Origin of the sequence: Mesorhizobium sp. B4-1-1 (assembly GCF_006439375.1) — a bacterium.
GTDB lineage: Bacteria > Pseudomonadota > Alphaproteobacteria > Rhizobiales > Rhizobiaceae > Mesorhizobium.
On sequence record NZ_VFTH01000008.1, the window covers coordinates 140672 to 165733 of the forward strand.

29 protein-coding genes and 1 riboswitch are annotated in these 25062 nt (G+C 61.6%); of the genes, 18 read left to right on the forward strand and 11 right to left on the reverse strand.

The genetic code is table 11. The features are described 5' to 3' along the window. Positions 1-536: 536 nt before the first annotated feature. The gene (locus FJW10_RS13830) at positions 537-1079 is read right to left on the reverse strand and encodes a J domain-containing protein (protein WP_140900524.1); all 543 of its coding nucleotides are present in this window, start codon (positions 1077-1079) and stop codon (positions 537-539) included. 520 nt (positions 1080-1599) lie between these two features. Between FJW10_RS13830 and FJW10_RS13835 the strand changes: the two genes are divergently transcribed. Then, positions 1600-2007, forward strand: a complete 408-nt coding sequence (locus FJW10_RS13835; protein WP_140900525.1) for a hypothetical protein — start codon at positions 1600-1602, stop codon at positions 2005-2007. A gap of 262 nt (positions 2008-2269) precedes the next feature. On the opposite strand, the gene FJW10_RS13840 is transcribed toward FJW10_RS13835, so the two are convergent. Beyond that, positions 2270-2617, reverse strand: a complete 348-nt coding sequence (locus FJW10_RS13840; protein WP_246674252.1) for an exopolysaccharide production repressor protein — start codon at positions 2615-2617, stop codon at positions 2270-2272. A gap of 272 nt (positions 2618-2889) precedes the next feature. Next, the gene (locus tag FJW10_RS13845; RefSeq protein WP_140900526.1) at positions 2890-3777 is read right to left on the reverse strand and encodes a DUF1236 domain-containing protein; all 888 of its coding nucleotides are present in this window, start codon (positions 3775-3777) and stop codon (positions 2890-2892) included. Between the two features lie 246 nt (positions 3778-4023). On the opposite strand from FJW10_RS13845, the gene FJW10_RS13850 reads away from it, so the two are divergent. Both FJW10_RS13850 and FJW10_RS13855 read left to right on the forward strand, forming a co-directional pair. After that, complete coding sequence (locus FJW10_RS13850; RefSeq protein WP_140831709.1) at positions 4024-4323, forward strand: DUF1236 domain-containing protein; 300 nt, start codon at positions 4024-4026, stop codon at positions 4321-4323. 213 nt (positions 4324-4536) lie between these two features. Beyond that, positions 4537-4758 (forward strand): hypothetical protein, encoded by a 222-nt coding sequence (locus tag FJW10_RS13855; protein WP_140652209.1) that lies wholly within the window; start codon positions 4537-4539, stop codon positions 4756-4758. Positions 4759-5050: 292 nt separating this feature from the next. On the opposite strand, the gene FJW10_RS13860 is transcribed toward FJW10_RS13855, so the two are convergent. Next, positions 5051-5401 (reverse strand): DUF982 domain-containing protein, encoded by a 351-nt coding sequence (locus FJW10_RS13860; protein ID WP_140900527.1) that lies wholly within the window; start codon positions 5399-5401, stop codon positions 5051-5053. A 215-nt stretch (positions 5402-5616) separates the two neighbouring features. Here FJW10_RS13860 and FJW10_RS13865 point away from each other — a divergent pair, with 215 nt between their 5' ends. The 5 genes from FJW10_RS13865 to FJW10_RS13885 all read left to right on the forward strand — a co-directional run bounded on the left by FJW10_RS13865 (position 5617) and on the right by FJW10_RS13885 (position 8002). Next, positions 5617-5916, forward strand: a complete 300-nt coding sequence (locus FJW10_RS13865) for a DUF1236 domain-containing protein (RefSeq protein WP_140831712.1) — start codon at positions 5617-5619, stop codon at positions 5914-5916. Positions 5917-6046: 130 nt separating this feature from the next. Next, positions 6047-6256: a hypothetical protein gene (locus FJW10_RS13870; protein WP_140831714.1), complete on the forward strand. Its 210-nt coding sequence runs from the start codon at positions 6047-6049 to the stop codon at positions 6254-6256. Positions 6257-6375: 119 nt separating this feature from the next. Then, positions 6376-6621, forward strand: coding sequence for a DUF2934 domain-containing protein (locus FJW10_RS13875; RefSeq protein ID WP_140900528.1), 246 nt, complete (start codon positions 6376-6378; stop codon positions 6619-6621). Between the two features lie 360 nt (positions 6622-6981). Then, positions 6982-7482: a porin gene (locus FJW10_RS13880; RefSeq protein ID WP_181177525.1), complete on the forward strand. Its 501-nt coding sequence runs from the start codon at positions 6982-6984 to the stop codon at positions 7480-7482. A 19-nt stretch (positions 7483-7501) separates the two neighbouring features. Next, positions 7502-8002, forward strand: coding sequence for a porin (locus tag FJW10_RS13885; protein WP_140703592.1), 501 nt, complete (start codon positions 7502-7504; stop codon positions 8000-8002). A 6-nt stretch (positions 8003-8008) separates the two neighbouring features. Here FJW10_RS13885 and FJW10_RS13890 read toward each other — a convergent pair whose 3' ends face one another. Together FJW10_RS13890 and FJW10_RS13895 are read right to left on the reverse strand one after the other, a co-directional pair. Then, complete coding sequence (locus FJW10_RS13890; RefSeq protein WP_140831720.1) at positions 8009-8218, reverse strand: hypothetical protein; 210 nt, start codon at positions 8216-8218, stop codon at positions 8009-8011. 152 nt (positions 8219-8370) lie between these two features. Continuing rightward, the gene (locus FJW10_RS13895; protein WP_140900531.1) at positions 8371-8568 is read right to left on the reverse strand and encodes a hypothetical protein; all 198 of its coding nucleotides are present in this window, start codon (positions 8566-8568) and stop codon (positions 8371-8373) included. 293 nt (positions 8569-8861) lie between these two features. Beyond that, positions 8862-8974: riboswitch (TPP riboswitch) on the forward strand. Here FJW10_RS13895 and FJW10_RS13900 point away from each other — a divergent pair. The 4 genes from FJW10_RS13900 (at position 8965) to FJW10_RS13915 (ending at position 12272) form a co-directional block, all read left to right on the forward strand. Next, positions 8965-9573: a YkoF family thiamine/hydroxymethylpyrimidine-binding protein gene (locus FJW10_RS13900; protein WP_140900532.1), complete on the forward strand. Its 609-nt coding sequence runs from the start codon at positions 8965-8967 to the stop codon at positions 9571-9573. (Overlaps the previous riboswitch by 10 nt.) A 148-nt stretch (positions 9574-9721) precedes the next feature. Beyond that, positions 9722-10489, forward strand: coding sequence for an ABC transporter permease (locus FJW10_RS13905; RefSeq protein ID WP_246674261.1), 768 nt, complete (start codon positions 9722-9724; stop codon positions 10487-10489). Continuing rightward, positions 10486-11259 carry an ABC transporter ATP-binding protein gene (locus FJW10_RS13910; RefSeq protein WP_140900533.1) on the forward strand — a complete coding sequence of 258 codons (774 nt, stop codon included), beginning with the start codon at positions 10486-10488 and terminating at the stop codon, positions 11257-11259. Before FJW10_RS13905 ends, FJW10_RS13910 begins: the two co-directional genes overlap by 4 nt. Then, on the forward strand, positions 11256-12272 hold the full coding sequence (locus tag FJW10_RS13915; protein WP_140900534.1) for an ABC transporter substrate-binding protein: 1017 nt from the start codon (positions 11256-11258) through the stop codon (positions 12270-12272). Before FJW10_RS13910 ends, FJW10_RS13915 begins: the two co-directional genes overlap by 4 nt. 54 nt (positions 12273-12326) lie before the next feature. On the opposite strand, the gene FJW10_RS13920 is transcribed toward FJW10_RS13915, so the two are convergent. The 4 genes from FJW10_RS13920 to FJW10_RS13935 all read right to left on the reverse strand — a co-directional run bounded on the left by FJW10_RS13920 (position 12327) and on the right by FJW10_RS13935 (position 18437). Next, entirely contained in the window at positions 12327-13031 is a 705-nt protein-coding gene (locus FJW10_RS13920; protein ID WP_246674254.1) for a hypothetical protein, read from the reverse strand. Between the two features lie 89 nt (positions 13032-13120). Further along, positions 13121-15385, reverse strand: a complete 2265-nt coding sequence (locus tag FJW10_RS13925; RefSeq protein ID WP_181177532.1) for a tetratricopeptide repeat protein — start codon at positions 15383-15385, stop codon at positions 13121-13123. After that, positions 15307-17610: a tetratricopeptide repeat protein gene (locus tag FJW10_RS13930; protein WP_140900536.1), complete on the reverse strand. Its 2304-nt coding sequence runs from the start codon at positions 17608-17610 to the stop codon at positions 15307-15309. The genes FJW10_RS13925 and FJW10_RS13930 overlap by 79 nt, the downstream gene beginning before the upstream one ends. A gap of 194 nt (positions 17611-17804) precedes the next feature. After that, positions 17805-18437: a S24 family peptidase gene (locus FJW10_RS13935; protein WP_140645412.1), complete on the reverse strand. Its 633-nt coding sequence runs from the start codon at positions 18435-18437 to the stop codon at positions 17805-17807. Positions 18438-18517: 80 nt separating this feature from the next. On the opposite strand from FJW10_RS13935, the gene FJW10_RS13940 reads away from it, so the two are divergent. The 6 genes from FJW10_RS13940 to FJW10_RS13965 all read left to right on the forward strand — a co-directional run bounded on the left by FJW10_RS13940 (position 18518) and on the right by FJW10_RS13965 (position 23697). Next, positions 18518-18799: a hypothetical protein gene (locus tag FJW10_RS13940; RefSeq protein WP_140900537.1), complete on the forward strand. Its 282-nt coding sequence runs from the start codon at positions 18518-18520 to the stop codon at positions 18797-18799. After that, positions 18796-19092 carry a hypothetical protein gene (locus tag FJW10_RS13945; protein ID WP_140900538.1) on the forward strand — a complete coding sequence of 99 codons (297 nt, stop codon included), beginning with the start codon at positions 18796-18798 and terminating at the stop codon, positions 19090-19092. The genes FJW10_RS13940 and FJW10_RS13945 overlap by 4 nt, the downstream gene beginning before the upstream one ends. 87 nt (positions 19093-19179) lie before the next feature. Beyond that, positions 19180-20013 (forward strand): GcrA cell cycle regulator, encoded by an 834-nt coding sequence (locus tag FJW10_RS13950; RefSeq protein ID WP_140900539.1) that lies wholly within the window; start codon positions 19180-19182, stop codon positions 20011-20013. Between the two features lie 275 nt (positions 20014-20288). After that, complete coding sequence (locus FJW10_RS13955; RefSeq protein ID WP_140900540.1) at positions 20289-20885, forward strand: DUF6456 domain-containing protein; 597 nt, start codon at positions 20289-20291, stop codon at positions 20883-20885. Positions 20886-20973: 88 nt separating this feature from the next. After that, positions 20974-21924: a site-specific DNA-methyltransferase gene (locus FJW10_RS13960; protein ID WP_246674255.1), complete on the forward strand. Its 951-nt coding sequence runs from the start codon at positions 20974-20976 to the stop codon at positions 21922-21924. Positions 21925-21936: 12 nt separating this feature from the next. After that, positions 21937-23697 (forward strand): DGQHR domain-containing protein, encoded by a 1761-nt coding sequence (locus tag FJW10_RS13965; RefSeq protein WP_181177527.1) that lies wholly within the window; start codon positions 21937-21939, stop codon positions 23695-23697. 25 nt (positions 23698-23722) lie between these two features. Here the strand turns inward: FJW10_RS13965 and FJW10_RS13970 are convergent, their stop codons facing one another. Beyond that, positions 23723-24988 carry a DUF763 domain-containing protein gene (locus FJW10_RS13970; protein ID WP_140900542.1) on the reverse strand — a complete coding sequence of 422 codons (1266 nt, stop codon included), beginning with the start codon at positions 24986-24988 and terminating at the stop codon, positions 23723-23725. Between the last annotated feature and the right edge of the window lie 74 nt (positions 24989-25062).

Here is a 25062-nt window from a genome sequence, read left to right on the forward strand (position 1 = left end):
CGCACTCGCGATCTCCAGAAAGAAAATGGCTCGCCTCGGTCGAGACGAGCCAAAGCGGGAGCCCATTGTTGGGTGTCGGCTCCCGCTACAGGTTGCCACCTGACTTCACGAATGGCCGGTGCTTGCCGGAGGTTCGTGTGTCGCTCACGGCTTTCGAAAATGTCGTGTTACGATACACTTGTCGTTGGCATGACAGCCTCGCAACAAGTTTGATTTTCGAACGCCAGCCACGCGGCATTGCGTCAAACAAGCTGTTGGCGGGGCGTCCTCGCAATCACCCTCGACGGGTCCCGGCCCAATGCGTCGGCACGTCAGACCTCGGTCCCCTTGTATTCGGCGAAACACAACGCCAATATAACCCGCACTCCTCGTCCTTGCCCGCCATGGTGCATGGCTTAGACTCCGCCGCCCCCGGCGAACCGAGCCCAGATATGGGGAGTTGAGAAGACGACAGTCGATTCCCCAGGGATGTAGCTGTTCCTTCATCGAGCCCGCCACTGGTTCAGGCGCCAGTCGGCGGGCTTTTGATGGTCGGCCTAATTCGCGTGATCGAGCAGGCGGGTGGCATCGCGGCGATCCTGGCCTTGTTTGGTCCCGGCGTGATCGATGCCTTCCACGGTGATCGCGAATGTCCCGTTCTCGGTCCTGCCGATGAAGCCCTTCGCCTTGAGGTACCACAGGTGGAATTCGAGGTGCTCGCGAGGGCAGCCGGACAGGCGTTCGAGCTCGTCGTCGCCGATACCCGGATTGTTGACGTCCCGCCGGCGCCTCACATAAAGGAGCGACAGCAGATTGGCCTGGATGACGGTATCCCTCTCCATGCCGCCGCCGTCGCGGGCTCCTTCCGTGAGTTCGTGACGAAGGCCCAGATGCTCCCGGTAAAGGATGTCGTACTGAGCCCGTTTGACTGGGTCCCGCAGCGTATTGTGGGCTTCCACGATCTCGCTGAAGCGCGATTCATTGCCTGTTTCCCGATTGTCGGGATGGTAGCGCATGGCAAAGTAGCGGAAAATCCGCTCGATGGTCTCAGAATTGGCGTTCGGGCTTATTTCCAGAAGTTCGTAGTAGTCAATGAACATGTAATCGTGCTTCCGAAATTACGGAAACCACTCCCCCGTCGCCAAGCATTGCTCAAATGCTGCGCGGGTGCAAGGCGCCGCGCCTTGCCGTGCTCCGCCGGCGGTTCTGGCCGAGGGATGGGAACGCTGAAGCTCATGCTTTCACCCGCCGGCTGAAAAAGGGGCGACGTCCTGCCTGGCGGCGCGCCTTGGTGCCGATGGGCCGATCGGCAAGGCTTGAGCTGTCCAAGGTCGGGAAACCTCACCGTGTCAGTCCGCTATTGCGGTGAAATAAATTCCGGGCTCTGCTACGTTAGCTCCGTTTGAAATTCAGGTGGCAACCTGGATGGGGGCCGACCTCAAGCCCGGCTCCCTTTTGGCTCGCCTCGAAAGAGACGAGCCATTTTTTTGCAAAGCCGTCGACATCTCGTGGCTTTCGCCCGAAGGCCCCACCCGACTTAGGTACGCCATGGCTAATATGGCTTGCAGGATGTAGACTTCGCAGAGTCGGGTTTACAAAAGGCATTGGGAGGACAGCAAAATGCCACGGGTATCGGAGCTTTTCTTCAAGACGGCCATCGTCTTTCTTATCCTGGGCATCGCCGCCGGGCTGCAGATGGCGATTTCGGGCGATCACGGCGCCTTTCCGGCGCATGCCCACATCAACCTTCTTGGCTGGGTCACCAGCGCCATCTTCGGCGGCTACTATGCGCTCAATCCGGCCAAGGCCGAGCGCCGCGTCGCCATGATCCATTACGGCCTCTATACGGTCGGCATCGTGGTCATGCTGCCGGCGCTCTACTGGATGCTGGCGGCAGGCCATCCGGAGGTCGAGCCGGTCGTGGCGGTCGGCTCGCTGATCGTCGCCGCTGCGGTGCTGATCTTTGGCTTCGTCGTGTTCTCGTCTTCGGAGGAGGTGCGCTCGGCTTCGCCGGCCACCGCGCGTTAGTTCGGCGAACCACAGGATTGCAGCCGGCTCGGACCACGGTTCCGACGGCTGCAAGCCGGCGGGGTTGCGCCGCATTGACGTCGTGAAAGGCGGCCCGCCAGCGACGATACAAATTGATGGCGCCTCGAAACTTTAGCACCGAGGCGTAGCCCGGTCCCTGCGTTCGAGCGCAGAATGCGGAATGCTGGCTATTGCGGCGCGACGACCTCTCGAAAAGGAAAAGACGTCAGTCAGCCCGGTCGCAAAGCGCCGCTCAAAGCGATCAAGGCAGCAGTTTCGGGAACAGCCACAAGATGAGAGCGTGGACTATTCCATCGCGTTCGAACGGGCCGGGTATCTTGACCGGTGCCGAGCTTGCATCCGCTTTGCTTTCGTCGGCCGCGCGGGTCTCGCCATGCACGAGCCAGAGCACGGCCACGAAATAGCCGACCTGCAAAACCACGGCAGCCAGGAATGTCCAGCCGATCGCCGTCCAGACAGATCCCGTGGAGGCGTAAGTCCAACCTAGGATCACCAGAAGCGTCGCCACCATTCCCACAAGAAACTGCGGAAAATACATCTGCCCATTCGAGCGCCGCGGCCACATTCGGTCATCGACGATCTCGCCCATATCTCTACCCATCTCGACCCATGCACGTTTTCCAGGTGGACCGCAAGCTTGAACGATTTGCCGACGGGCCCATCGCCCTTTTGTCCGATCCGATAGGGACTAGGGACGCAGGACTTCTGGTGTGACAACTGGGAATTGCGCCAAATCGTTCCCGAGGCTCAACATTCAACGCGTGCCTAATGAACACGCGCAGGCGATTGCCCGTGTGTTCGGTTGTCCTCACGAAAAAAGGCCCGCCGCGTGGCGGGCCCTTGTCTGTCCTGCTATCCGGATCAGGTCAGGATCAGCACGATCTTGTAAGTGTCGGGGTCGACGATGACGATGCGTCCGTCGGCCAGCACGAAATACTCGTAGGATTCGTAGGCAGGCACGATCTTGACGATGCGCGCCGGCAGGCGGTGCAGACGCACCTTGTGCCGCGGAACCTCGATACCGACAGAGATGTCGAAGTTAACGTCGCGAACCGGCTCGACCTTGGTCTCATGGATGATCTGCGTGACCTGCGTCTTCTGCTCCACCGTCACGTTGTTGATCGAGGCCGTCTTGTTCTGGTCTGTCTCGACATTGGTGTTGCCCTGGGCATTCTGCTCGTTGGTCGTGCCGGTCTTGCCCTGCGCATTCTGCTCGGTCTGCATCTTTGTATTGCCGCCCTGAGCGTTCTGCTCGTTGGTGGTGCCGGCCTTGCCCTGAGTTTGCTGGTCGGTCCGGGTCGTGGTCTTGTTCTGGGCATTCTGCTCGGTGCTGGTGCCGGTCTTGCTCTGAGCGTTCTGCTCGGTCTGCATCTTGGTGTTGCCCTGGGCATTCTGCTCGGTACCGGCCTTGCCCTGTGCCTGCTGCTTCTTCTTCAACTGCGTGTTGTCCTGAGCGTTCTGGTCGGTGTTGGCGCCGGCCTGACCCTGGGCCTGTTCATCGGTCTTCATCTTGGCCTTGCCCTGGGCCTGCTCCTCGGTGTTGGCGCCGGCCTTGCCCTGAGCGTTCATCTCAGTCTTCGATTTCGTCTCGCCCTGAGCCTGCCCGCCGGCCTTGCCGCCCTTTTGGCAATCGGCCGTGCCGGCCGCGCAATTTTCGCCGCCGCTCGGCTGTGCGGATTCGGTCTGGGCCATGGCGGCGCCGCAACCGACGCCAAGCGCGATCATACTCGTGATAAGCAGATGTTTCATGGGATTTCTCCTCGGAAAGTTCGGTCCCTTCACTGGGAAAACCCGGCCCGAAAAGCATTGTTCCGAAATTGTCGCGCCGCGCGCCGCGGACGTTCTTTGAATGCGCCTGTGACGTTCCCCCGAAAATGGTGTCGGCGAATTTTTTTGCAGGAACAAGGCTTGTCGGCCGGCGTTACGCACATTGCCTACCGGCTGTGAAATCGCAGGCGCAGCGTGAGAGGCATATCCAAATCAAGGAGAAAATCGATGAAAATGCACCTCACAACCGCAGCCGCGGGCCTGCTGCTTCTGACCGGCATCGGCGCCGCCGCCGCCGAGGATGTGATCATCCAGCCCGAACAGGAAACGGTCATCCGCGAATATGTGCATAAGCAGCCGCTGGCGTCGGTCAAGGTTCCCGGCGTGGAACTCAACGTCGGCACCGCTTTACCGGATACGGTGGAACTGCACGAGGTTCCCAACGTCAAGTATCGCTACACGGTGATCGACAACCGGACGGTCGTCGTCGATCCCGGCACGCGCAAGATCGTCAAGATCATCCAGTAGGATCATTCGCAGCTGAGTTGACGGCCCTGCCGCCAACTGCGGCCGGCCGTCAACCAGTATTAATTCGTTACCATATGCTAACGGAACCTTCGTTCCGGGCCCGCGTTGCCGCTGCTGTGTTCGAAATTGCCTCATAGAGAACACAAGCATGCGCAGGATTAAGATTCGGGCGGCGGCGAAACAGGCACGGGTTGGGGGAGGAGACTGACCAACATGTCGAAACGTGAAATCGGAACGTCCCGTTCGCTCGGGATGCGTGTCGCCGATCTCAAAGCCAGGATGCGGGACGCCCGGATCACCGAGCATGAGATGAAGACCTTCCAGAAGGTCGCGGCCATCATGGGGGGCGGCGAGGGCTCTCTACGCATAGACGCGGACGATCTGATCGCCGCGTCCTTCGTTACCGAGGCGCCGGGCGAATCGGCACCGAGCTGACAGCCGCCCCCAGCCAAATCCTCCCCGATCGATCCAGTCGACCTCCAGCCGGCAAGGCGGCGGTTTGCAGGCAAACGGATGCAACGGACGCCAGGGCGCGCCCGGTTGCTCCGGGATTCGCAGGCCAAAAATCCTAAAACTCGTGGTCGAGGCCGATGCGCACCGCGTCTTGGGCGGATGTCGTTATATGCGTTGTGAGGCGTGATCAACAGACGCCGCGAGTCCAGCGGGTGCCGCTGGCCCTGCGGGCGTTATGCCCGACGCCGCCGCCCGGCCGTTGTCCGGCGAGAGACTATCCAGGCACGTGTCGGTTCTGTGCCCGGCTTTCGCGTACCCGGCTTCGCCTGATCTTTGCTTCGCGCAGCACTGCGACCGGATCGGCGCCGGTCCATTCGATTCCCGCCTTCTTCGCGAAGACCAGGAATGCCTGCCGCGCCTTGTCGAGATCGATGTCGCCGGCTCGCGCCGCCTCGCAGGCGTGCAACGCCGTGCTGTGGCTCTTGCCTCGCGACGCCAATGGCCATTCCTTGAGAAAGTTCTGCATCCCGGTGAGCGTGGCGATCTCGCGCTTGAAGCCGGCGCCCACGGCGATGGCCACGGGGGCCCGAAGTTCGATGTCGCTTCTGATGGGGCCTTCTTGCATGACTGCGGCATCCTTTTGATTTCAAAGACTTGGGCAGTTTCAATGCCTTCCAATGCGGAGCCGATGCGAAGGTTCCGCCAAATCAATTAGTCGTCGCTGACGGAACAACACCCTGCCGTCGGCGTTTGCCCCGGGAGCTCCCATGTTCCACCTGCCCGTGTTTCCGCCCCCGCGGAGGCCGGGGCGGAGTTCACCAACGCAACAGGAGAGAAACGATGAAAACCACCCTCATTCCAGCTGTCGCCGGCCTGGCTCTGATGGCCGGCATCGGCATCGCGGCCGCGGACGAGGTGATCATCACCCCCGAGCAGCAGACCGTGGTCAAGGAATATGTCCACAAGCATCCGATCGCCTCGGTCAATGTGCTCGGCCTCGAGCTCGGCGTCGGCTCGACCGTGCCTGACACCGTCGAGCTGCAGCAGGTTCCGGATGTCCAGTACCGCTATGCGGTCGTCAATGACCATACGGTGCTGATCGATCCCGGCACGCGCCGCGTTGTTCAGGTGATCCAGTAGATCTAGTCCTCAAAGAGCCCGATCCTCTCCCGGAGCGTCGGGGAAGGATCGGGCTCTTCTCGCATCCGGGCATAAAGCCTAAGATAGGCAGCGGTTTGGGAGGCAACGAAGCGCGGAAGGAGTCGTTGCCATGCATCATCCACACGTCGAATCCCCTGACATTGCCCGCCAAGTCGACAAGCTGCTGGCCGAACGCGGCGATGGGCTGCTGTCGATCAAGCAGGCGGTCGCGCTATTGCGCGAGCGCACCGGAACTGATCGTTCCGACGCCGACCTGGCCGGACTGATCGTCAAGAAGGCCGCGTATCTCGGCATCGCGGTGCTCTCCGACGAGAAATGAGCCATCACCGGATATTGCTTTAAGATGCGTTTGCGCGCCGCGTCTACACCCAAGACGCCACGCGAAAATTCGGCTAATGTTTGGCTGGGGAACAGTCCCAAACCTTAGGAGGCGACAAAGTGACGGACGACAGGTACGAACGCATTCGCCAGCGCGCGCACGAGATTTGGGAGCAGGCCGGCCGGCCTGAAGGCGCGCATATGGAGCACTGGGACCAGGCGACGGCCGAGATCGATGAGGCGGGCAGGCCGAAGAAAGCCGCCAAGAAGGCCGCTGCCGCCAAGGTCGAGAAGCCGAAGGCCGCGAAGGCGGAGAAGCCTGCCAAGGCCCCCAAGGCGTCACCCAAGTCGAAAGCCAAGGGCTGATCGCGTCCTAACGGGATTACGGGCGGTCGTCAGACCGTCTGCCGCATGTTGACCCACCGGCGGCGCGACGGCGACTTGCAAAGCCGCGGTCTGCGCCAGCCGCGCGTCCATGTCGGCGAGCCTGCCGAGCAGATCGCTTGGCATCGCTTGAGAGTGTTAATAAGCCACAGCTCCAATCATCAGGGAATTACTGATCAGGTTGAAATATTTGCTGTGCCTTGGCTGCAACCTGTGTTCAATAGATGAAGTGCTCCCAGTAAAAGTCAGGCATTGAGTGGAAGGCGCAGTTGACTCCGCGCGCCCGCATGCGCCTTTTTCATGCGAGGCTTTCTCTCAACATGCAACTTCGGGGATCAGGGCATGCGGGGTATCAACCGTGTCATTTCATTTGCGTTTCTAGCTGTGGCGGGCGGTCTCTCTGCGCCTTGCCAGGCGGCGCCGGTCGAGTACGTCAGGGCGTGCACGGCGTATGGCGCGCAATACTATTACAGTCCCGGCACCGCCACCTGTATCAATGCCAACACGGGCGAGACGCGCAGCGTGACGGAGGAGGGTGTGGTCGACGGCAAGACGGCGTTGGCGAGCAAGGTTGACGACATTGACCGCCGCGTCCAGCGTGCCTTCGAGGGTGCGTCGGTGGCCTCGGCGCTGGCCGGCCCAGACCTGGTGCAGGGCGAGCATTTCGGCGTGCGCGTCAACTGGGGCAATGCCGGTCAGTCCAATGCCATGGGTGTCACCGGCGCAGCGGTTCTTGGCGAGGGCTTAATGCCTGGCGGCAACGGTCGGCTGGCCGGCGCCGCGGGCGTCGCCTTCTCCGGCAAGACGGTCGGCGGCAATGCCGGCCTGCAGTTCACCTGGTAAGCGCGACCGGGGGCAATCAATGTTCAGATATCTTCTTGCGCCGGCGATCCTCGGCGCGGCAACGCTCCTTGCGGCGCCATCCCAGGCGGCGGTCGCATATGTCAAGATCTGCTCCGCCTATGGGGCCAATTACTACTATAGCCCGGGCACGGACACCTGCATCAACGCCCAGACTGGCGTGACCAAGAAGCAGGTCGACGACGGCAACGGCGGCGAGATGACCGAGGTCGGTAAGACGGCGCTCGCGGCCCACGTCGATGACATCGACAACCGCATCACGCGCGCCTTTGAGAACGCCTCGATCTCGGCCGCGCTCGCAGCGCCCGATCTCGTCCAGGGCGAGCATTTCGGCGTGCGCGTCAACTGGGGCAATGCCGGCTATGCCAATGCCTTCGGCATCACGGGCGCCGCGGTGCTGAGCGAGGGCTTCGACCATGGCGGCCGGCTGACCAGCACGCTCGGCATTGCCTTCGCCGGCAGCCAGGTCGGCGGCAATGTGGGGCTGCAGTTCAGCTGGTAGGGGAGGCTACCGTCTCCCTTGCTTTCCGGCGTATTGCGCGACCGCGCAAATGAGGGCCAGCGCCGCCGTATCGCAGGCGGTCCGCGACGGCGACGGTCCCTTGGCGAAAAGCACCGCGTCCGCGACGGGGATCGTCAGGCCATGCTTTCTGGCGAATGACGTGACTTCGTAAGGCTGGTCGTCGGGCTGTATGCCGATGTCGATACGCTGGTCCATCAACGAATTCCTCCCTGGTACGCGGCTTTACCCTCCTTCGCCTGAGACGAATTTAACCACCCGCCGCTCAGCCGCGTCCACCAATTTCCAATTGTATGAAACGATGCATTTTTCGACGGGCGGCCCAAGGGTTGTAGGGGGAGCTGCCTGCCTCACCACGCATCGCTCGACCGGGCAAACCGCACGCCTGCCGCGATCATCGCGCTTTCGCATTCGCTGATCAGCCTGAGATTGCGCAGATACCGCGCCACCGTCTCCGAGAGCCAGGCGGCGCAGGCCTCGACATAGGCGCGGCCATGCACCAGCGATGTCCTGGCTGGCCATGCGCCAAGCGCCGGCGAGGCGTTCACGCTCGGCAAACGGCAGTGGCGAGAACAAAGGGCGGGAGAGGTTGGCGAAAGCGCCATGGTTCGCGGTATTCAAGCAAGTCCCCTCAAAGGAAGGGAAATATCGTACTTTATGTACGAAAAACAATCAAGCCGGATTCGTACAATTTGAACGACACTGCGGTTACGATACCGCGGTTATAAGAAATCTGCGAAAAATCTTATAACCCGGCATCTCCCTAAGGGAGATGGGGCCCCTGGTTCGATTGGCCTCGCAAAAAACCGCTTTCCCATTCGCTCGAACAGTGCTTTAACGCGGCGATCCACAGGGGTGCTCCGTACGGTCGGGGCTGAGATGGCGGCGGCAAGCCTCCGGACCCTAAAGCTGATCTGGATAATACCAGCGGAGCGAGGCGGGCCATGTTTTCCGGCGCACAGATTTCCCTTTATCCCATGGCTGACGATTTCGTCGGCGTCATCCTTGGCGCGTTGGGCGCGCTCGACCCTTACCGCGACAGGCTGAGGATCGAGACCGACGATATCTCGACGCTGCTGGTCGGGCCGCCCGAAGTGCTATTTCCCGCCATGCGCGACCTGTTCGTCGCGGCGGCGAAGAGCGGCAAGCACTGCGTGCTGTCGGCGGCGGTCTCGCGCGGCTGTCCCGGCGAGCCGGACGATCCGATCTGCCGCTCGGACGAGATAGGCGGCCCGGCGATTCCGCTCGAGGAGCGCAAGCGTGCCGCGCTCCGCGCCGTCGAGGCGACGCCCTCGACCGACCAGCCGGTGGCGGCGCAATTCTCGCTCTATGTGATGGGCACCGGCGACCACATGGACGAGATCTATGGTTGCATCGACTTCCTGAAAAACTCCGGCGTCTTCGACCGCTCAAAGAATTTCTGCACCAGGCTGCGCGGCGACGCCGGCGCGGTGTTCGCCACGCTCGCGGAAGCCTTCTGCCGCTTCGGCCCCGGCGCGGGCCACGTGACGCTCGACATAACGATTTCGGCGAACAGTCCGACCGCGGTTTGAGCCGCGTAGCGCTGCCGAGGTAGATGTCGTGGCTGTTTTGTTCGGTTCTACGCCGCAAGAAGAGCCTTCCGAGATTGGCGAAAGCCGGGATGCCGTCCAATCTCCCCCCTTGCGGGGGAGATCAGCCCTTGCTTCTGTCTTCGCCAGGATCTTCCCCGCCGCCATCGCTTTGGCTCTTCTCCTCATCGCCTGGGAGCTCTACGTCCGCCTCGGCGGCATCGCATCCACCGTGCTCCCCGCGCCCTCGCGCGTGCTGGCGCAGGCTTGGGAGAACCGCTCGGCACTTGCCGACAACACGCTGCCCACGATCCGCGCGACGCTGGCGGGCTTTGCCTGCTCGCTCGTTGCCGCCTTCATCCTCTCGGCGTTGGTCGACTTCCTGGCCCCGTTGCGCCGGGCGCTGTTCCCGCTGCTGATCGCCAGCCAGACCTTGCCGCTGGTGGCGATCGCGCCGCTGGTGGTGCTTTGGTTCGGCTTCGGGCTGCTGCCAAAAATCCTGCTCGTGGCGCTGGTCACCTTCTTCCCGATGATGGTGGCGCTGGTCGAAGGCTATGCCGCCACGGCCAAGGAGATCAGCCAGATGCTCGCCGCCATGGGAGCAGGGCGCTGGCGCATCTTTTGGCTGGCGCGGCTGCCGTCGGCGCTGCCCTATTTCTTCGCCGGACTGCGCATCTCCATCACTTATGCCGTGGTGGGCGCCATCTTCGCCGAATATGCGGGCGCCGCGAAGGGGCTCGGCATCTACATGCTCAGCGCCAAGAACAATTTCCGCCCCGACCTGGTGCTTGCCGCCGTCGCGGTCAGCTCGGCGCTGACGCTGGCGCTGTTCGGCCTTGCCGTGCTCGTCCAGCGTCTCGCCATGCCCTGGGAACGCGCGGACGGCAAATCCGATCCTTCCGCCGCAGGCCGGCCATGACCCGGCTCGAGCTCCGCGACGTGCGAAAGAACTTCGGCGCGCTCGAGGTGCTGGCCGGCGTCTCCCTCCATGTCGGCGCGGGCGAGTTCGTCTCGATCCTCGGTCCTTCCGGCGCCGGCAAGTCGACATTGTTCCAACTGCTCACCGGCGCGATCCGGGGCGAGGGCGAGATGCGCTTCGACGGCGCGCCGCTCGATGGCGCCCGCTTCGCCTTCATGCCGCAGCGCGACGCGCTGATGCCGTGGCGGCGCGTTATCGACAATGCGGCGCTGGGGCTCGAAGTGCAGGGCATGAAGCGGCGCGCGGCGCGCGAGCGCGTGGCGCCGTTGTTCGCCGAATTCGGCCTTGCCGGCTTCGAGCGCGCCTGGCCGGCCGAACTGTCCGGCGGCATGCGCCAGCGCGCCGCGCTCCTGCGCACCGTGGTGCAGCAGCGCGACATGCTCTTGCTTGACGAGCCGTTCGGCGCGCTCGATGCGCTCACCCGCGCGGCCATGCAGCGCTGGCTGGAGACGATGTGGCGAAACCATCGCTGGACGGCGCTGCTCATAACCCATGACGTGCGCGAAGCAGTGCTTCTGTCCGACCGTATCTATGTGCTTTCGGCGCGGCCCGCGCGCGTGGTGCGCGAGGTGGCTGTGCCGCTGCCGCGTCCGCGCACCGAGAGCGCGGCGCTTGCCCGCGAGGCCGCGGCGATCGAGGCCGGCATCCTCGACACGCTGCTTGGCCAGCCCGATCCGAATTTCCGACCATCCGATGGAGAATTGAAATGACCGATCTGACCCGCCGCCAGGCGCTGTTTCTGGCCGCCGGCCTGCCTCTTGCCGGGGCCGTCACGCACGCCCGTGCCGCCACCCCGCAAAAGATCACGGTCGCGCTCGACTGGACCGTCAACACCAACCACATCGGCCTGTTCGTCGCTCGCGACAAAGGCTTTTACCGGGACGCCGGCCTTGACGTGGAAATCCTGCCCTATGGCGATACCGGCTCGGGCACGCTGGTCGCCAACCGTGTCGCCGATTTCGGCATTTCAGGTTCGCTCGGCCTGTTCACCCAAAAGAGTGCTGGCGCCGACCTGAAGGCCGTCTACGCCGTCGTCCAGTCGGAGACCGCCCGCGTCGTCTTCAACGCCGACCGCGCGGCGATCAAGAGCCCGAAAAATCTCGACGGCCTGACCTATGGCGGCTTCGGCAGCGCCTGGGAAAACGCGCTGCTGCGGACCATCATCCGCCATGACGGCGGCAAGGGCGATTTTTCGACCGTGACGCTGGGGACGTCCGCATACGATGCACTGGCCAACGGCTCGGTCGATTTCACGCTCGAAGTCTCGACATGGGAAGGTGTCGAAGCGGAACTGAAAGGCCTCAGGCAGCGCAGCTTTCGCTATGCCGATTACGGCGTGCCGGACGAGCACACGACACTGATCGTCTCCAGCAACGCCTTCCTCGCCGCCAATCCTAAAGTCGCCGCCGCTTTCGTAAAGGCAACGCAGCGTGGCTACGCCTTCGCGGTTGATCAGGCGCGGGAGGCGGGCGACCTGCTGGTCGCCGCCAACAAGGACACGCTCACCGACCCGGCGCTGATCGATGCCTCGCTGAAGGCGCTGAACGACGGCCATTTCCTGAAGAGCGCCGACGGCACCATCGGCACCATGGACAAGGCGAAGATGGAAGCCATGGGCGGGTATCTGTTTGCCTCGGGGGTATTGCTCGACGGCAACGGCAATGCGCTGACCGCGAAGCCGGACGTCGAGGCATATTTCAGCAACGAGTTTCTGGGCGCCTGAGGACGAAGGAACGCGGTATCGTGCCAGAACCCGTCCGGAAATCCGGTGCGGAGCCTAATTCTCAACGATGGCGCGAAGCAGCGCGGTTTTGATGTGCCACCCGGGTTCGCCATCCAGTAACAGGGCGGCCTCATAGAATCTCGCCACGGCCGGGCACAGGCCCGGGAAGTCCTGGTTGGCGTTCGAGATAGCCTCCATCTCGGCCGACGTGCCGCCGATCTTTGTGAAAACGTCGGCGACCAGCGACCAGTCCTGATCGCTGGGCACGGCCGCCGGTAGACCGCTTCTTTTGGCGGCGCCGAAGGCGCGGAACAGCGTGGCGCCGATCCTGTCCAGGTCAGCCAGGAAATCGTGGCCGGGCGCACTGATCGCGTCCGGCCCGTTGCACAGGTAATTGTTGCAGGTGGCCGGTGTTTCGCGCGCTATGACATGATTGAGCATGTCGAGTTGCGCCGAAAGCGCTTCCGAAGCGTTGCTGTCGGGGGTCGTGGGTAGGAGTGGGGCATATCGATGCCTGAGATCGGCGACCGCCTGTCTGGTGATATTGCGCACTTCTGTTTGGCTTCCGGCCTGGGCCGCGGCAGTGATCTTGCGCAGCATCGCATCGTAGTCGTCCGGAAATTCGCGGGCGATAGCCTCGAATATCTGGAGATCCTGCGTCCGGATCTCGGCATCGATGTCGGCGGTGGTCAGCGTCTGGGGCGGCATCTTTACTGACTGATAGTGGTGATGTTTGCCGCTGCCGAACATCGTCGGCATCACTTTAGTCCCAACGATGCTTACGGAGACGACCGCCGCGACTTGCAACCATTTCCAAGGTGACATCCGCCTGCGCTCCGACACCCTTCTCACTCTGCCCCAAGGCTCAGCGCCTTCTTGCGGTCGGCTTCCGCACGCTTGCGGTCGCCCTTGGCTTCCCACACAGCGCTGCGAGATTTGTAAACCAGTGCGAAATCCGGTTGCAGTTTTATCGCCTGGCTGAAGTCTTCGATCGCCCCGTCATAGTCTGCATTGCTGGTCCGGATTGCTCCTCGGCCAAAATACGCAACGGCGTTCTTGCGGGTAAGGCTGAGCGCTTTTTCGAAATCGCGCATCGCCGCGGCATCCTCATGTCTGCCCATCCTCAAGATACCCCTGTCGGCATAGACCCGCGCGTCTTTTGGGTTGAGGCTGATTGCCTTCTCATAGTCCGCAAACGCGCCTTCATAGTCCCTCTGGAAGCCGCGGTTCTGGCCGCGGTCGTAATATGTCTCGGCGTTGTTCGGATCGAGCGCGATCGCCTCGCTATAATCGGCAACGGCATGTGCATAATCGCTCTTGGATTCCCAGGCCATGGCGCGGGCCAGATAGGCGTCATGGAATGCCGGGAAGAACGCAATCGCTTTGCTATAAAGGACTATCGCTCCGTCATAATCGCCCTTTCCATACAGCGCTTGACCTTTGTTGAACGTCTGCGCGGCCAGCGAAGTCCAACTCGGCCTGGTCGCCGTTTCGCCGGTCCCGCCAGTAGCCTTGCCTGACGTCTTCGAGGCGTTCGCTTCGTTTCTTGCCATTATCGCCAGCTTGCGGCCCTTGCGGGCGATGGCCAGCTTTGGGTCGAGCTTCAGCGCCTGATCAAAGTCTGTGATCGCCTTGTCAAAATCGCCCTTGGCGAACCAGGCGCTGCCACGCCCGAAATAGGTCGGCGCGTAACCGGCGTCGATTTCGATTGCGCGACCGAAATCGGCAATAGCGCGATCAGGCTCCTTCTTTTTGGTCCAAGCGACGGCGCGGCCGAGATAGGCGTCGTGATTGGCCGGATAAAGCGCGATAACCTTGCTGTAGTCGTCGATCGCCGCGTCGTATTTGCCTTTGTCGACAAGCGATATGCCGCGCCCGATATAGGCAGACGCCCTCTTCGAATCGAGAGCGATCGCGCGGCTGTATTCAGCGATGGCGCGATCATATTTGCCTTTCTTGTAGAGGGCATCGCCACGATCGATGACGGCCTGGACGTTCTTCGGATCCGAGCCTACGGCCTCGGTCGCCGCGCCGCCTTTCTTCAACGCGGCCACCGCCGCCTTGCGGGCAGTCGGATAGTCTGGATTGTCGGGATTCAGTCTGATCGCCTGGTCGAAGTCTGCAATGGCGCCTTCATAGTCCTTGCTGTCGGCCCGCTCTATGCCGCGCCCGTAATAGTTGAGGGCATCTTTCGGATCGATTTCGATCGCCGCCGAATAGGCGGTGATCGCTTGGCCTGCATCGCCCTTCGCGTGCCAGGCCATGCCCATGCAGAAGTAGGCGTCCATTGCCTTCGGGTCGAGTTCTGCGGCTAGGCCGCAATCGACGAGAGCGCCTTCGTCGTCGCCTGATGTTGCCTTGGCCATGCCGCGGCGGATACGGGCCGAGACCAGATTCGGCAAAACCCGGATCACGTTGTTATAGTCTGTAATCGCCCGATCGTAGACTTGCTTGGAGTCCCAAACCTTGCCACGGCCGAAATAGGCGAGGGGACTGCTGGGATCGAGTGCGATCGCCTTGCCATAGGCGTCGATTGCCTGGTCGTATTGGCCCGCGTCCGACAAGCTGTCCCCGTTGCGCACCGCAGCCAAAACGCGCGGGTCGGTCGCCTGAATGAGCTCTGCCATCTCAGCGGTGGACAGCTTGGAGTGGGCTTGGTGTGGGGCGTCGTGCGAGGTAGCAGGTTCGGTGCCCACCACGGCGGCCGCCGTATCGCCCTGTCCTTTCGCTGACGCCGCTGCCTTGCGGGCTACGGCATAGTCACCATTGCCGGGATCGAGCTTGAGCGCCTGATCGAAATCGGCGATGGCGCCGGCATAGTCTTTCCGGTCTGCCCGCGCCATGCCGCGCGCGTAGTAGCTGGCGTCATGCCCGGGATCGATCCCGATCGCCACCGAATAGGCGGCGATGGCGCGCCCGGTGTCGCCCTTGGTGTGCCAGGCCATGCCTTTGCAATAGTGGGCGTCGCGCGCCTTCGGGTCGAGCGTCGCTGCCTGATCGCAATCGGCAAGCGCGCCATCGACGTCGCCAGACGTCACCTTGGCGAGCCCCCGGTGAAAATACGCGGCGGCAAAATTGGGGGCGAGTTGGATGACCCTGTCGAAGTCGGCGATCGCCTGGCTGTAATCGCGTGTGGCTGCCCTGGCCCTGCCGCGGCCGAAATAGCCGAAGCGGTGTCGGGTTCGAGCGCGATCACCACGTCATAGGAGCCGATCGCCTTGTCGTATTTGCCCATGTCCAGCCAGGCATCGCCTTCCAGGATCGCTTGCAGGGCGCGCTGGTCTTTTGTCTCCAAGGTCTTTGCGGCCAGCGTGTCGTCCGTAGCCGCCAAATTCGGACGGACGATTTGTGGCTTTGGAGCAGCGGCCGCCGCCTTCGGCTGCTCAGGGTCCTGCGGCGGTTCAGTTTTGCCCTCATCGCCGGCAGCCTGCTCGTCGCAGCTTGCCGACCGTGCGGAATCCAACTCCACGGCGCGCCGGCAATCCGCCGCCGCGCCGGCGTGGTCGCCATTGAGCGTCCTGGCGCGGCTGCGGCCTAGATAGGCGTCGGCATTGTCGGGGTCGAGGCTGATCGCCTTGTCGAAATCGAGCAGCGCGCCGTCGACGCCGTATTTCGACAACCGCATCTGGGCGCGCTCGAGCAGTGTCTTGGCGGTCGCCGGATCCCCGCTTGGCTGCGTAGCGGTCGGCTGTTGGCCAGGCAGATTTTCCCAACACGTGCCTGCGCGTTTCCGATCGAGTTCGACCGCTCGCCGGCAATCGCCGATGGCGAGGTCGAAATTGCCGACGAGTGCCTCGGCGATCGAGCGGTTGTAATAGGCATCTGCATTGTAGGGATCGAGGCCGATGACAAAGCTGAATGTATCTATCGCGCCCTTGGGGTCGACCTGCATCGCCTGCAACCCCGATTTGAGATTCCAAGCAATGGCGGCGGAGTTATCCTGCTTGGCATATAGTTGCGGCGGCGCATATGTGGGGGGCGGGGTAGGCTTGGCCGGCTGCGGCTCAGCGGGGACCGGGACATCAGCCTGATTGGTCGCAGCGCTCGGCGACTGCAGCACGGGTTGCCCGTTCGCCCTGCTCTTGCTGATTTGGACGCTGAGCCTTTCTTTGCGGTAGTCGGCGTTGGCCGGATCGAGCGCGATCGCTTTGTCGAGGTCCGCAATTGCCTTGTCGGAATCCTTCGCCTCCCAGACGACTGCCCGCTCGAAATACGATTTTGGATCGTCGGAGCTGATGGCAATCGCTTTGTCGAGGTCGGCAAACGCCTCTCGTGAATTGCCGATCTGGGCCATGGTCATGCCGCGCACGCGGTAAGCTTGGGCGTTGGCCGGATCGCGGCGAACGGCTTCATCCAGATCGGCGATAGCGCGGGCATAATTCTTCTTTGAGGCCCAGCTCTTGGCGCGGTTGAAGTGGAAAGCGGAACTTGCTGGATTGAGCCGGATCGCCTCGTCGAATGCGGCGATGGCGCGGGTATGGTCGCCCTTTTCCTGCCACTCTACTCCAATCGCATTTTGAGCAGAAGCTGGGTTCGGGTCGGTCGCGCCGTCGCCCGGCTCACCGAAAGCCTCGACAATCAGTCGCGTGCAATCGCGCCCCTTGTCCGCATCGATATTGGCGATGCGCTTGCAATCGGCCTTGGCTCGCTTGCGATCACGCTCGGCGATCGATGAGCGGGCGCGGTCTAGGTAAGGAGCGATAGGGTCAATACGGACGCTCTCCGCTTTGTCGTAGTCGGCCTGGGCTCGCGCTGCGTCGCCCTTGTCTTCCCACACAACGCCGCGCACGCCATAGGCCATTTCATTGGCGGGATCGATGTCGATCGCCTTGTCGCAATCGGCGATAGCCCGATCATGCTCGCCTTTCTTATTGAGCGCCCGCGCGCGATCGGCATATCGGCTTGCGTCATCCGGCGTAAGCGCGATCGCTTTTGTGTAGTCCGCGACGGCCCGGTCGAAATCCCCTTTGCTTTCCCAGGCGATGGCGCGATTGGTAAATGCGCGGACGTAAGTCGGATCGAGCGCGATCACCTCGTTCATATCGGCGATGAGGTGGGCAATATCGTTCCTCTGTGCATAGGCCAGGCCGCGCACAAAATAGGCGCTTACGCGAAGATCAGGCACCTCGCCTCTGTCCTCGGCGATTGCGGTGCAGGCGGCAACCTGCCGGTCGGCGGAGACTTTGCTCTCGCTGAAGCAAGTGTTGTAGTCTTTGCCAGCCGCGAATGTTTTGCCGCCGAAAGCACCAACCACAACCACCCCTGCCAGCGTCAGGAGCAGCCCGCGCGGAACCCAGGCAACAAACGCGCGCATCAGCGCGCCAGTGCGGCGTGACATGATTGATCCTCCCCCCGGAGTGATCGCGACTGCTCTCGCGGATACCTATATAGTTCTGTTTTTGTTCCCTAATGCAAGCAGAAATTGCGGTGGCTGCATTTATGCCCTTGGGGTGGGCCAAGTGGAGTTTGGCGAGGACCTTGCGAGAGGGAGGCAAAGCAGCACCTCAGCTTGGCGGCATCGCTCCCAACGGCTCACATATCGATCATCGACCTTTTCACCCGCCCGATGATGGTGATCGCGCCCTCCAGCTCCGGCGGCGGGATATCCATATAGGACGCCGGCTGGAAGGGCGGGTTGTCGTTCGGGCGGTAGCGCTTGTAGGTGGCGCGTCCCGTCTCGTCCGAGATCACGTAGCAGCCATTGGTCACCAGACGCTTGTCGCGCAAATTGACGAAGATGATCGAATCCGGCGGCGAGATCTTGTTCATCGACGGACCGTCGACGCGCAGCGCGATCCATTCGCCTTCCTCGAGGTCGGCGGTGGGGATGGTCGGATAGTCGGAGAGGTTGACCACGCTGTCCTGGCTGCCGAGCTCGCCGGCGCTGATCCACGACACGATCGGCACGTCGACGGTGACGGGCGAGGGCATGAGGCTGACGGGCGCCGCTTCCGCGCCATCGGCGTTGAACAGGAGCCAGCCGGGGTCGACGCCGAACAGCCGGCCGTATTTCTCGGCCGCCTTCCGGGACAAAGGCCGGTTGCCGTTCTCATGGCTGATCAGCGTGTTCTTGTTGATGTCGCGCAGGGCCCGCGCCGCATCGCTGGGCGAAGCATAGCCGGCCTGGGCGCGCGCCTGCTGCAATCTGTGCCGGGAATCCATCATCGTACAAAATGCCTGAAAATAATCGTCCAAAGTGTACGATTATGCTTGCGCCTCATTCGTACATAACGTACGCTTAGCGCATGATCGTACATTCCGCAAGCTCTTCCGCATCGCCCGCCGGCGGATCCGCCCAGCCCGCCGACATTCCGGAGCTTATTGATTCCTGGCAGAGCATCGGCGCCTTCGCCGCCGACGTCGGCTGCGGCTACGAGGCGGCGCGGCAGATGCGCCGGCGCGGCCGCATCGCGCCGCAGCACTGGCCGCATGTGGTGGCGGCAAGCCGCAGGCACGGCATCGCCGGAGTCAGCCACGAATCGCAGGCCGGCCGCTGCGCAGCCGCCATGCAAGGGGAGGCGGCATGAACACGCCTCCCTCGATCCATGAATTCCAATCGCCCGGACCGTCCTCCTCCCCGGTCCGGGCGCTTTCCGGGGCGCTTGCCCCGGATCCGGTCGAACCGCCCGCACCCCGGTTCACCGGAGCGGCCGGAGCCGTTCCTCCCCCGGCTCCGGCCGCCACTTATGGCGGCGCATCCTGCATCCGCACCGAGGACGGAACCGTCATCCTGTTCGACCGGGCGACGGGCCTTGCGGTGTCGGGCCTGACCCGCGCCGCGGCCGAGGCAGCGCTGCTTCGGCTGACCGGCGCCGCCTGACTTCAACCGATCGCTGACCTGACCGCGGCCTCGCGGCCGAACCCTGGCGCTCGTCCGAGCCTTCGACAAGCAAATGGAATGAGAAGAATGGCAGCCGCCTACACGCAAAAGGAAATCGACGAGATCGCCACCTGGCTGAAGGAGGGGCTTTCGGCCTCGCGCATCGCCGGCCGCTTCAGCGCCCTGCGCGGCGCCCCGGTCTCGCGCAACGCCATCATCGGCATCGTCCACCGCAACGCGGGCCTGAGCGCCATCGGCTTCGCCAATCCCAAGGGCGGCCGCGCCGGCGGCCGGCCGAGGAAGCAAGCCGCACGGCCGGATCGCCCCGGCCGGCGCGCCAGGGTGGCCACTGGAGGCGTGACGCTCTCCGAGCCGGCCGCGCTTGCCAGATACGCCGAGCTTGTAGAAGGCGCCGGCGCCGAAGTGATTGATCTCCCCCCAACTGGGGGCGATGCCCGGTCCACCCTCCGCAGCCGCAGCGCAGCTGCTGCGGAGGACGGGCAGGACAGAGGGGAGCGCTGTCCGGCCGACCTCACCACACAAACGGACGCCGTCACCGCCCGCGCCCTCAAGCCAAAGAAACCCAAACCCCGCAAACCCGCGCGCACCTTGCCGCCGGCCTGGCTCGCACCCGGCGGGCGCGAGAAATCCGAAGCGCAGTGTTATAAGCTGCCCGCGCCGCCGCCGCCGGTTAACCCGGGACGCCAGCCGCATGTCGCGGCGATGCGTTTCCTCGATTGCCTGTTCGGCCGCTGCCGCGCGCCGCTCGATCTGGCGCTGCGCGAAACGCCGGAACACGATCCCACCGGCGCGCGCCCCGGCACGGACATGCTGTGCTGCGGCCTGCCGACGTCGGCCGCGCGCTCCTACTGCGCGCACCACCATGCCAGGTTCCACGGCCATCGCGGGAGGGGGATGTGAGAGGCGAGGCGTATCCGTGCTTGTGATCCTCGCCCCGCCGATAGCGGGGGAGAGGTGTCCGCGAAGCGGATGGAGAGGCGGCGACGACGGCAGGACAAAACACCGCGCGGCGAGAATCCGCTGTCGAGCTTGGCGCTCCACGAAAAGATCCCTCTCCGTCGCGGCTTCGCCGCGCCACCTCTCCCCACTTCGTGGGGCGAGGAACCTTGATCCATGCGCGAAGGAACTCAGCCCCTCCCGTTGGCTATCCACCTCACAACCCAAGGACCGCACGCATGCCCCGCAAATCCTCGAAAAAACCGCAACCTCCGAAACTCGCCAAGGGCGAGGCCGAGCAGGTGCGCATACGCCGCGAGGTCGGCCACGACTTCGCGCTGAAGACGGACGCCTTCGGCCGCCAGCGCCTCACCCCCGGCACGGCCGAGGCGCGCCGCGTCTATGAGGTGTCGAACGGCGGCTACACCTCCACCGGCGGCATCGTGCGCCTGCGCAATGTCGATCCGCTGGTGGGCATCACCTCGCTCAGCCGCCAGCAGCGCGAGGCAGGAGGGCGCTTCCGCGACGATTTCGAGCGCAGCCAGCGCGAGGGCCTGCAGCCACAATCCTGGAGCGAGCGCGTCGATGGCGGCCGGATTGGCGGCGGCGTCCCCGACCGCGTGCTGTCAGCCGGCCGAGCGTATGTCCACGCTGCCGCTGCGCTCGCCCATTGGGAGGTGGCGGAAGTGGTGCGCAAGATCTGCCTCGAGGGCCAGTCGGTGAAGGCCATCGCCGAACGCAGCGGTGAGGGGCGTGACGTGGTGGTGAAGCTGCTGAAGGTCGGGCTGGATTTACTCGCGGTGCACTATGGGATGATGGGGCGGAAGGCGGGGTGAGAGACAAGATAAAGTGGAAGTGTTGGAGAAGTCTGGCGCTGCCCCTATCCCTCGTTTACGCTTAAAGTGAGTCGGGGAGGGGTTTCGATTGACCGCTATAGCCAGAACAGAACAACATCTTGACTTGTCGGGTCATCACAGACTCATTCAGGGGGATGCATTTGCCGAGCTAGACGACCTAGCTGAGGGCTCCTTCAGTCTGGTGATTACGTCCCCTCCCTATAACATTGGAAAGGAGTATGAGCGCGATCAACGTCTATCACTTGATGAGTATTTGCGCTGGCTTGAGCCGATCGTTGAAAAGGTTTGCGAAAAAGTAAAAGCTGATGGCCATATATGTTGGCAGGTCGGAAACTACGTAGCTGGTGGGCAGGTTTACCCACTAGATTACTATTTTTACGAAATGCTAAAAAAGCAGGGTTTCAAACTTAGGAATCGCATCATATGGCATTTTAACTTTGGCCTCCATGCGTTGCGTCGATTCTCTGGTCGCTACGAGACGCTTCTTTGGTTTTCGAAGTCAGACGACTATTACTTCAACCTTGAACCTGTTTTGATACCTCAGCTCTATCCAGGAAAGCGGCATTCATCCAAGAAAGGCGACAAGGCTGGTAGCCCTAGCGGAAATCCGAAGGGTAAAAATCCCAGCGACTTCTGGACATTCGACGCAAATGAAGCATTCTTCGATATGCCGATCTGGGACCTCCCGAACGTAAAAGCAAATCATCCTGAAAAGACAATACATCCCTGTTCGTTCCCGAGTGAACTGGTTGAGAGGTGCGTTCTTGCGCTCACCAAACCCGGCGATGTTGTTTTGGATCCTTTCGTCGGTGCGGGTACAACGGTTATTGCCGCTGCCAAAAACAACCGAATTGGTGTTGGGATTGATAAGAGCGGACAGTATATTGAAGTTGCACGGCAGCGATTAAGTGACTTGGAACTTGGTGAATTGGTCACTAGGCCGATGGGTGCACCGGTTAGAAGGCCTCGCTCTGGAGAGCGGGTTTCAACGATTCCGGAGGAATGGTTGTCCAAATAGGAGGGTATGGGGGTGGCATCCAAAGAAAGGGGTGGGAAGTCGAAAAGCTCAAAGAAAAAGAAGAAGCCAAAGAAGACGCTTACGCCCGAGCAGCGCAAGGCTCGTAAACAGAAAGCTGATCATATCCGCATAGTTCGGACGATGTTTCGCAATGCGGGATTCGACCGCGTGGTGGAAGTTGCCGAGCTGCAAGTGCATTTTGGCGGTCAGGACGGCGAATTCGACGACGCCTTTGTTTATCAAAATGTCATCTTTTTGGTTGAATACACGACATCGCAATCCTCTGACGTAACGGCGCACTTAAAGAATAAGAAAATCATCTTTTCAAAAGTTGAATCCGATCCAGACGGGTTCATTTCATATTTAAGAAATAAAGTGCCAGACTTTGACGCGCGCCTTGGGAACGAATTCCATCCAAAAAAGTTAATATTGAAAATTGTCTATTGTTCTAGATTTGACGTCAATCAGGCAGTTAAGGGAACGGTGGATGAGCCAGTTTATCTTGACTATCCGGTTTTGAAATACTTCGAGAAGATATGTGGCGCTATAAAGATGTCGGCGCTTCCGGAGATATTTGATTTTACTGGAATAGATCCTTCAAAGGTGGCTAGGAAAGGGATATTCCCCAAAATTGACTCCGACGACAAGTTTCATGGATCAATATTGCCAGATTCTGCCTCTGGCTTTCCTTCGAATTACAAGGTTGTCTCATTCTATGCTGATGCCGCCACTCTCCTGGACCGAGCTTACGTCCTTCGGAGGGACGGATGGCGCTCATCATTTCAAGCCTATCAGCGAATGCTCCAGCCTTCGAAAATCGAACAAATACGTCGAAAGCTGAAGTCGGATGGCCAGGTTTTTGTTAACAACATTATTGCGACGCTCCCTTCTGACGTCCATCCGGTTGACGAAAAGGGTCACACAGTCGACATAAAGTCTCTTGAAGAGACCGCCCCTGTGAAGATTGCCCTTCCTTTGAGGCAAAATTCTATTGGGTTAATTGATGGTCAGCATAGACTTTTTTCTTATTACGAGTCGAGAGAAGATGACAAGCAAATAGCTAAGCTTAGGAATGAACAGAATTTGCTGGTAACTGGAATAATATACCCACAAAACACTTCAAAACAAATCGCAGAGCGATTTGAGGCAACGCTTTTTCTTGCGATCAACTCTAACCAAACCAACGCTCCACCCGCTCTGAAGCAAGAGATCGAAGTAATTCTCAAACCATTCAGTCCTACCGCGATTGGCAAGCAGGTCATGCAGTCCTTGGCGGCTACGGGGCCACTGCAGGGGCATGTCGAGGCATATTTCTTCGACAAAGGAAAACTAAAGACGACGTCAATTGTCAGCTATGGTCTAGGGCCATTGATTAAGCTTGGCGGAGTTGACTCGCTCTTCAAGCTTTTTTCTCATTCGGATAAAGATAAGATAGCGTCGGATGAAGCTCAGTCCGCCCTGACGGCCTATATAAAGTTCAGTGCCACCCAGATAGAAATATTCCTCAACGCGGTCAAGGCAAACATGCCAGCGCACCGCTGGACGACCGATGGCAAAACGAAGGACAGGGTGTTAACCGTAACTTATATAAACAGTTTTTTGATAACGATGCGACGTATAATTGAAGACGGTGGAGCGATTGAGTTCAGCCAGCTTAAGGAAAAACTAAGCGGAATCGATTCATTTGAATTTGCAGCTTTTCATTCGTCCCAGTACGGAAGAATGGCGGACGCCATATATGAGAAGCATTTTAAAGGGAAAAAAGTATCGTAGGGAATGCAGCTGCCAGATCGCAATATCAGCGAGATTTTGTGTCTCGTTCCTCGACACCCTCGGGCTTCCCCTCCCACCCAAACACACTCCGTCCCCCCAGCAAATGCGACTGGTCCATCTCGCCGGCGACGATCTCCTTCAAGCTCGGCCCCGTCACGTAGCGCTCCATCCGGCGTGACTCGCCGTCCAGCCGCCTGAGCGCCTCCAGCTCCTCGGTTCGTCCGAACTTTGCCTTGCTCACCGCCGATTTCAGCACGCCGATCGTCTCGTCATAGACTTTCAGCGGCACGGGGAAGGGGTGGCGGTCCTTGCCGCCATGGGCGAGGGAGAAGCGGGCCGGGTCGGAGAAGCGAAAGGGTGCGCCATGCACCACTTCCGAGACCATGGCCAGCGCCCGCACCGTGCGCGGGCCGACACCGGGAACCAGCAGCAAATCAGGAAAATCCTTCGGGCCGCTTTCGATGGCCGCGGCGATGTTGCCGTGCAGGCGGCGCATGACGATGTCGCTCTCGCGCACGTCGTGATGCGCGGGCATGACGAGGTTGGGCAACAGCGGCTGCGCGGCGGGTTCAGGCTCGGGTTGCGGCTCCAGCATGGCAAGCTCGGTCAGGATCTTTTCCGGGCTCATCGTCTTCAAGAGCTGGATCTGGCTTCCACGCGCTTTCTCGGCGCGACGGTCGGTGAGGTTGACGATCTCGCCCTGGCGCTCGCCCTCGATCGCCGCATGCGGCTGGTCGACGAAGCTGGCCAGCCCTTCCGACAGCCAATGGTAGCGGCGCGCTTGGCGGGCGTCGCCGTTCATGCCTTGCTGCACCACTACCCAGCGCCCGTCATCGGTGACGATGAAGCCGTGCAAATAGAGGTCGTAGCCGTCCTGAACGGCGGCGCTGTCCACCTTGGCGACGAGCCGGCTGGCGGTGGCCAAAGCCTCACCGTTCAGCCCGACACGGTCGCCGATGGCCAGCAACTCGCCGGGCGTCTTGCGCGAATGCGCGCCGCGCCCGCCGCAGACATGGATGCCGAGCTCGTTGCTGAGCGGGTTCAAACCGCGCTTCAGCGCGCCGATGACCGATGTGGTGATACCGGAAGAATGCCAGTCCATGCCCATCACGGCGCCAAAAGACTGGAACCAGAAGGGATGCGCCAGGCGCCTGAGCAGCTCGTCGCGGCCGTAATGGTGGATGATCGCCTCGCACAGCACCGCGCCGAGCTTCGTCATCCGATCGCCCAGCCATTTCGGGACCCGCCCGCCATGCAGCGGCAGGTCGGCGCTGCCGCTTCGCTGCGTCACCTTTCGTTCTCCTCAGGATCGGCGACTTAGATGGCATTTCGGCGGAGATTTGCAAGCGGCTGATCTCCCCACAA

What these genes read in the sequence shown, in the direction of transcription:
- FJW10_RS13880 (WP_181177525.1), top strand. Translation starts at nt 6,982, where the DNA reads ATGCGGGGTATCAACCGTGTCATTTCATTTGCGTTTCTAGCTGTGGCG.
- FJW10_RS13950 (WP_140900539.1), top strand. Translation starts at nt 19,180, where the DNA reads ATGGCAGCCGCCTACACGCAAAAGGAAATCGACGAGATCGCCACCTGG.
- FJW10_RS13870 (WP_140831714.1), top strand. Translation starts at nt 6,047, where the DNA reads ATGCATCATCCACACGTCGAATCCCCTGACATTGCCCGCCAAGTCGAC.
- FJW10_RS13890 (WP_140831720.1), bottom strand. Translation starts at nt 8,218, where the DNA reads ATGGACCAGCGTATCGACATCGGCATACAGCCCGACGACCAGCCTTAC.
- FJW10_RS13885 (WP_140703592.1), top strand. Translation starts at nt 7,502, where the DNA reads ATGTTCAGATATCTTCTTGCGCCGGCGATCCTCGGCGCGGCAACGCTC.
- FJW10_RS13915 (WP_140900534.1), top strand. Translation starts at nt 11,256, where the DNA reads ATGACCGATCTGACCCGCCGCCAGGCGCTGTTTCTGGCCGCCGGCCTG.
- FJW10_RS13835 (WP_140900525.1), top strand. Translation starts at nt 1,600, where the DNA reads ATGCCACGGGTATCGGAGCTTTTCTTCAAGACGGCCATCGTCTTTCTT.
- FJW10_RS13945 (WP_140900538.1), top strand. Translation starts at nt 18,796, where the DNA reads ATGAACACGCCTCCCTCGATCCATGAATTCCAATCGCCCGGACCGTCC.
- FJW10_RS13935 (WP_140645412.1), bottom strand. Translation starts at nt 18,437, where the DNA reads ATGATGGATTCCCGGCACAGATTGCAGCAGGCGCGCGCCCAGGCCGGC.
- FJW10_RS13940 (WP_140900537.1), top strand. Translation starts at nt 18,518, where the DNA reads ATGATCGTACATTCCGCAAGCTCTTCCGCATCGCCCGCCGGCGGATCC.
- FJW10_RS13860 (WP_140900527.1), bottom strand. Translation starts at nt 5,401, where the DNA reads ATGCAAGAAGGCCCCATCAGAAGCGACATCGAACTTCGGGCCCCCGTG.
- FJW10_RS13865 (WP_140831712.1), top strand. Translation starts at nt 5,617, where the DNA reads ATGAAAACCACCCTCATTCCAGCTGTCGCCGGCCTGGCTCTGATGGCC.
- FJW10_RS13930 (WP_140900536.1), bottom strand. Translation starts at nt 17,610, where the DNA reads ATGTCACGCCGCACTGGCGCGCTGATGCGCGCGTTTGTTGCCTGGGTT.
- FJW10_RS13855 (WP_140652209.1), top strand. Translation starts at nt 4,537, where the DNA reads ATGTCGAAACGTGAAATCGGAACGTCCCGTTCGCTCGGGATGCGTGTC.
- FJW10_RS13830 (WP_140900524.1), bottom strand. Translation starts at nt 1,079, where the DNA reads ATGTTCATTGACTACTACGAACTTCTGGAAATAAGCCCGAACGCCAAT.
- FJW10_RS13910 (WP_140900533.1), top strand. Translation starts at nt 10,486, where the DNA reads ATGACCCGGCTCGAGCTCCGCGACGTGCGAAAGAACTTCGGCGCGCTC.
- FJW10_RS13840 (WP_246674252.1), bottom strand. Translation starts at nt 2,617, where the DNA reads ATGGGCGAGATCGTCGATGACCGAATGTGGCCGCGGCGCTCGAATGGG.
- FJW10_RS13845 (WP_140900526.1), bottom strand. Translation starts at nt 3,777, where the DNA reads ATGAAACATCTGCTTATCACGAGTATGATCGCGCTTGGCGTCGGTTGC.
- FJW10_RS13955 (WP_140900540.1), top strand. Translation starts at nt 20,289, where the DNA reads ATGCCCCGCAAATCCTCGAAAAAACCGCAACCTCCGAAACTCGCCAAG.
- FJW10_RS13850 (WP_140831709.1), top strand. Translation starts at nt 4,024, where the DNA reads ATGAAAATGCACCTCACAACCGCAGCCGCGGGCCTGCTGCTTCTGACC.
- FJW10_RS13920 (WP_246674254.1), bottom strand. Translation starts at nt 13,031, where the DNA reads ATGCCGACGATGTTCGGCAGCGGCAAACATCACCACTATCAGTCAGTA.
- FJW10_RS13900 (WP_140900532.1), top strand. Translation starts at nt 8,965, where the DNA reads ATGTTTTCCGGCGCACAGATTTCCCTTTATCCCATGGCTGACGATTTC.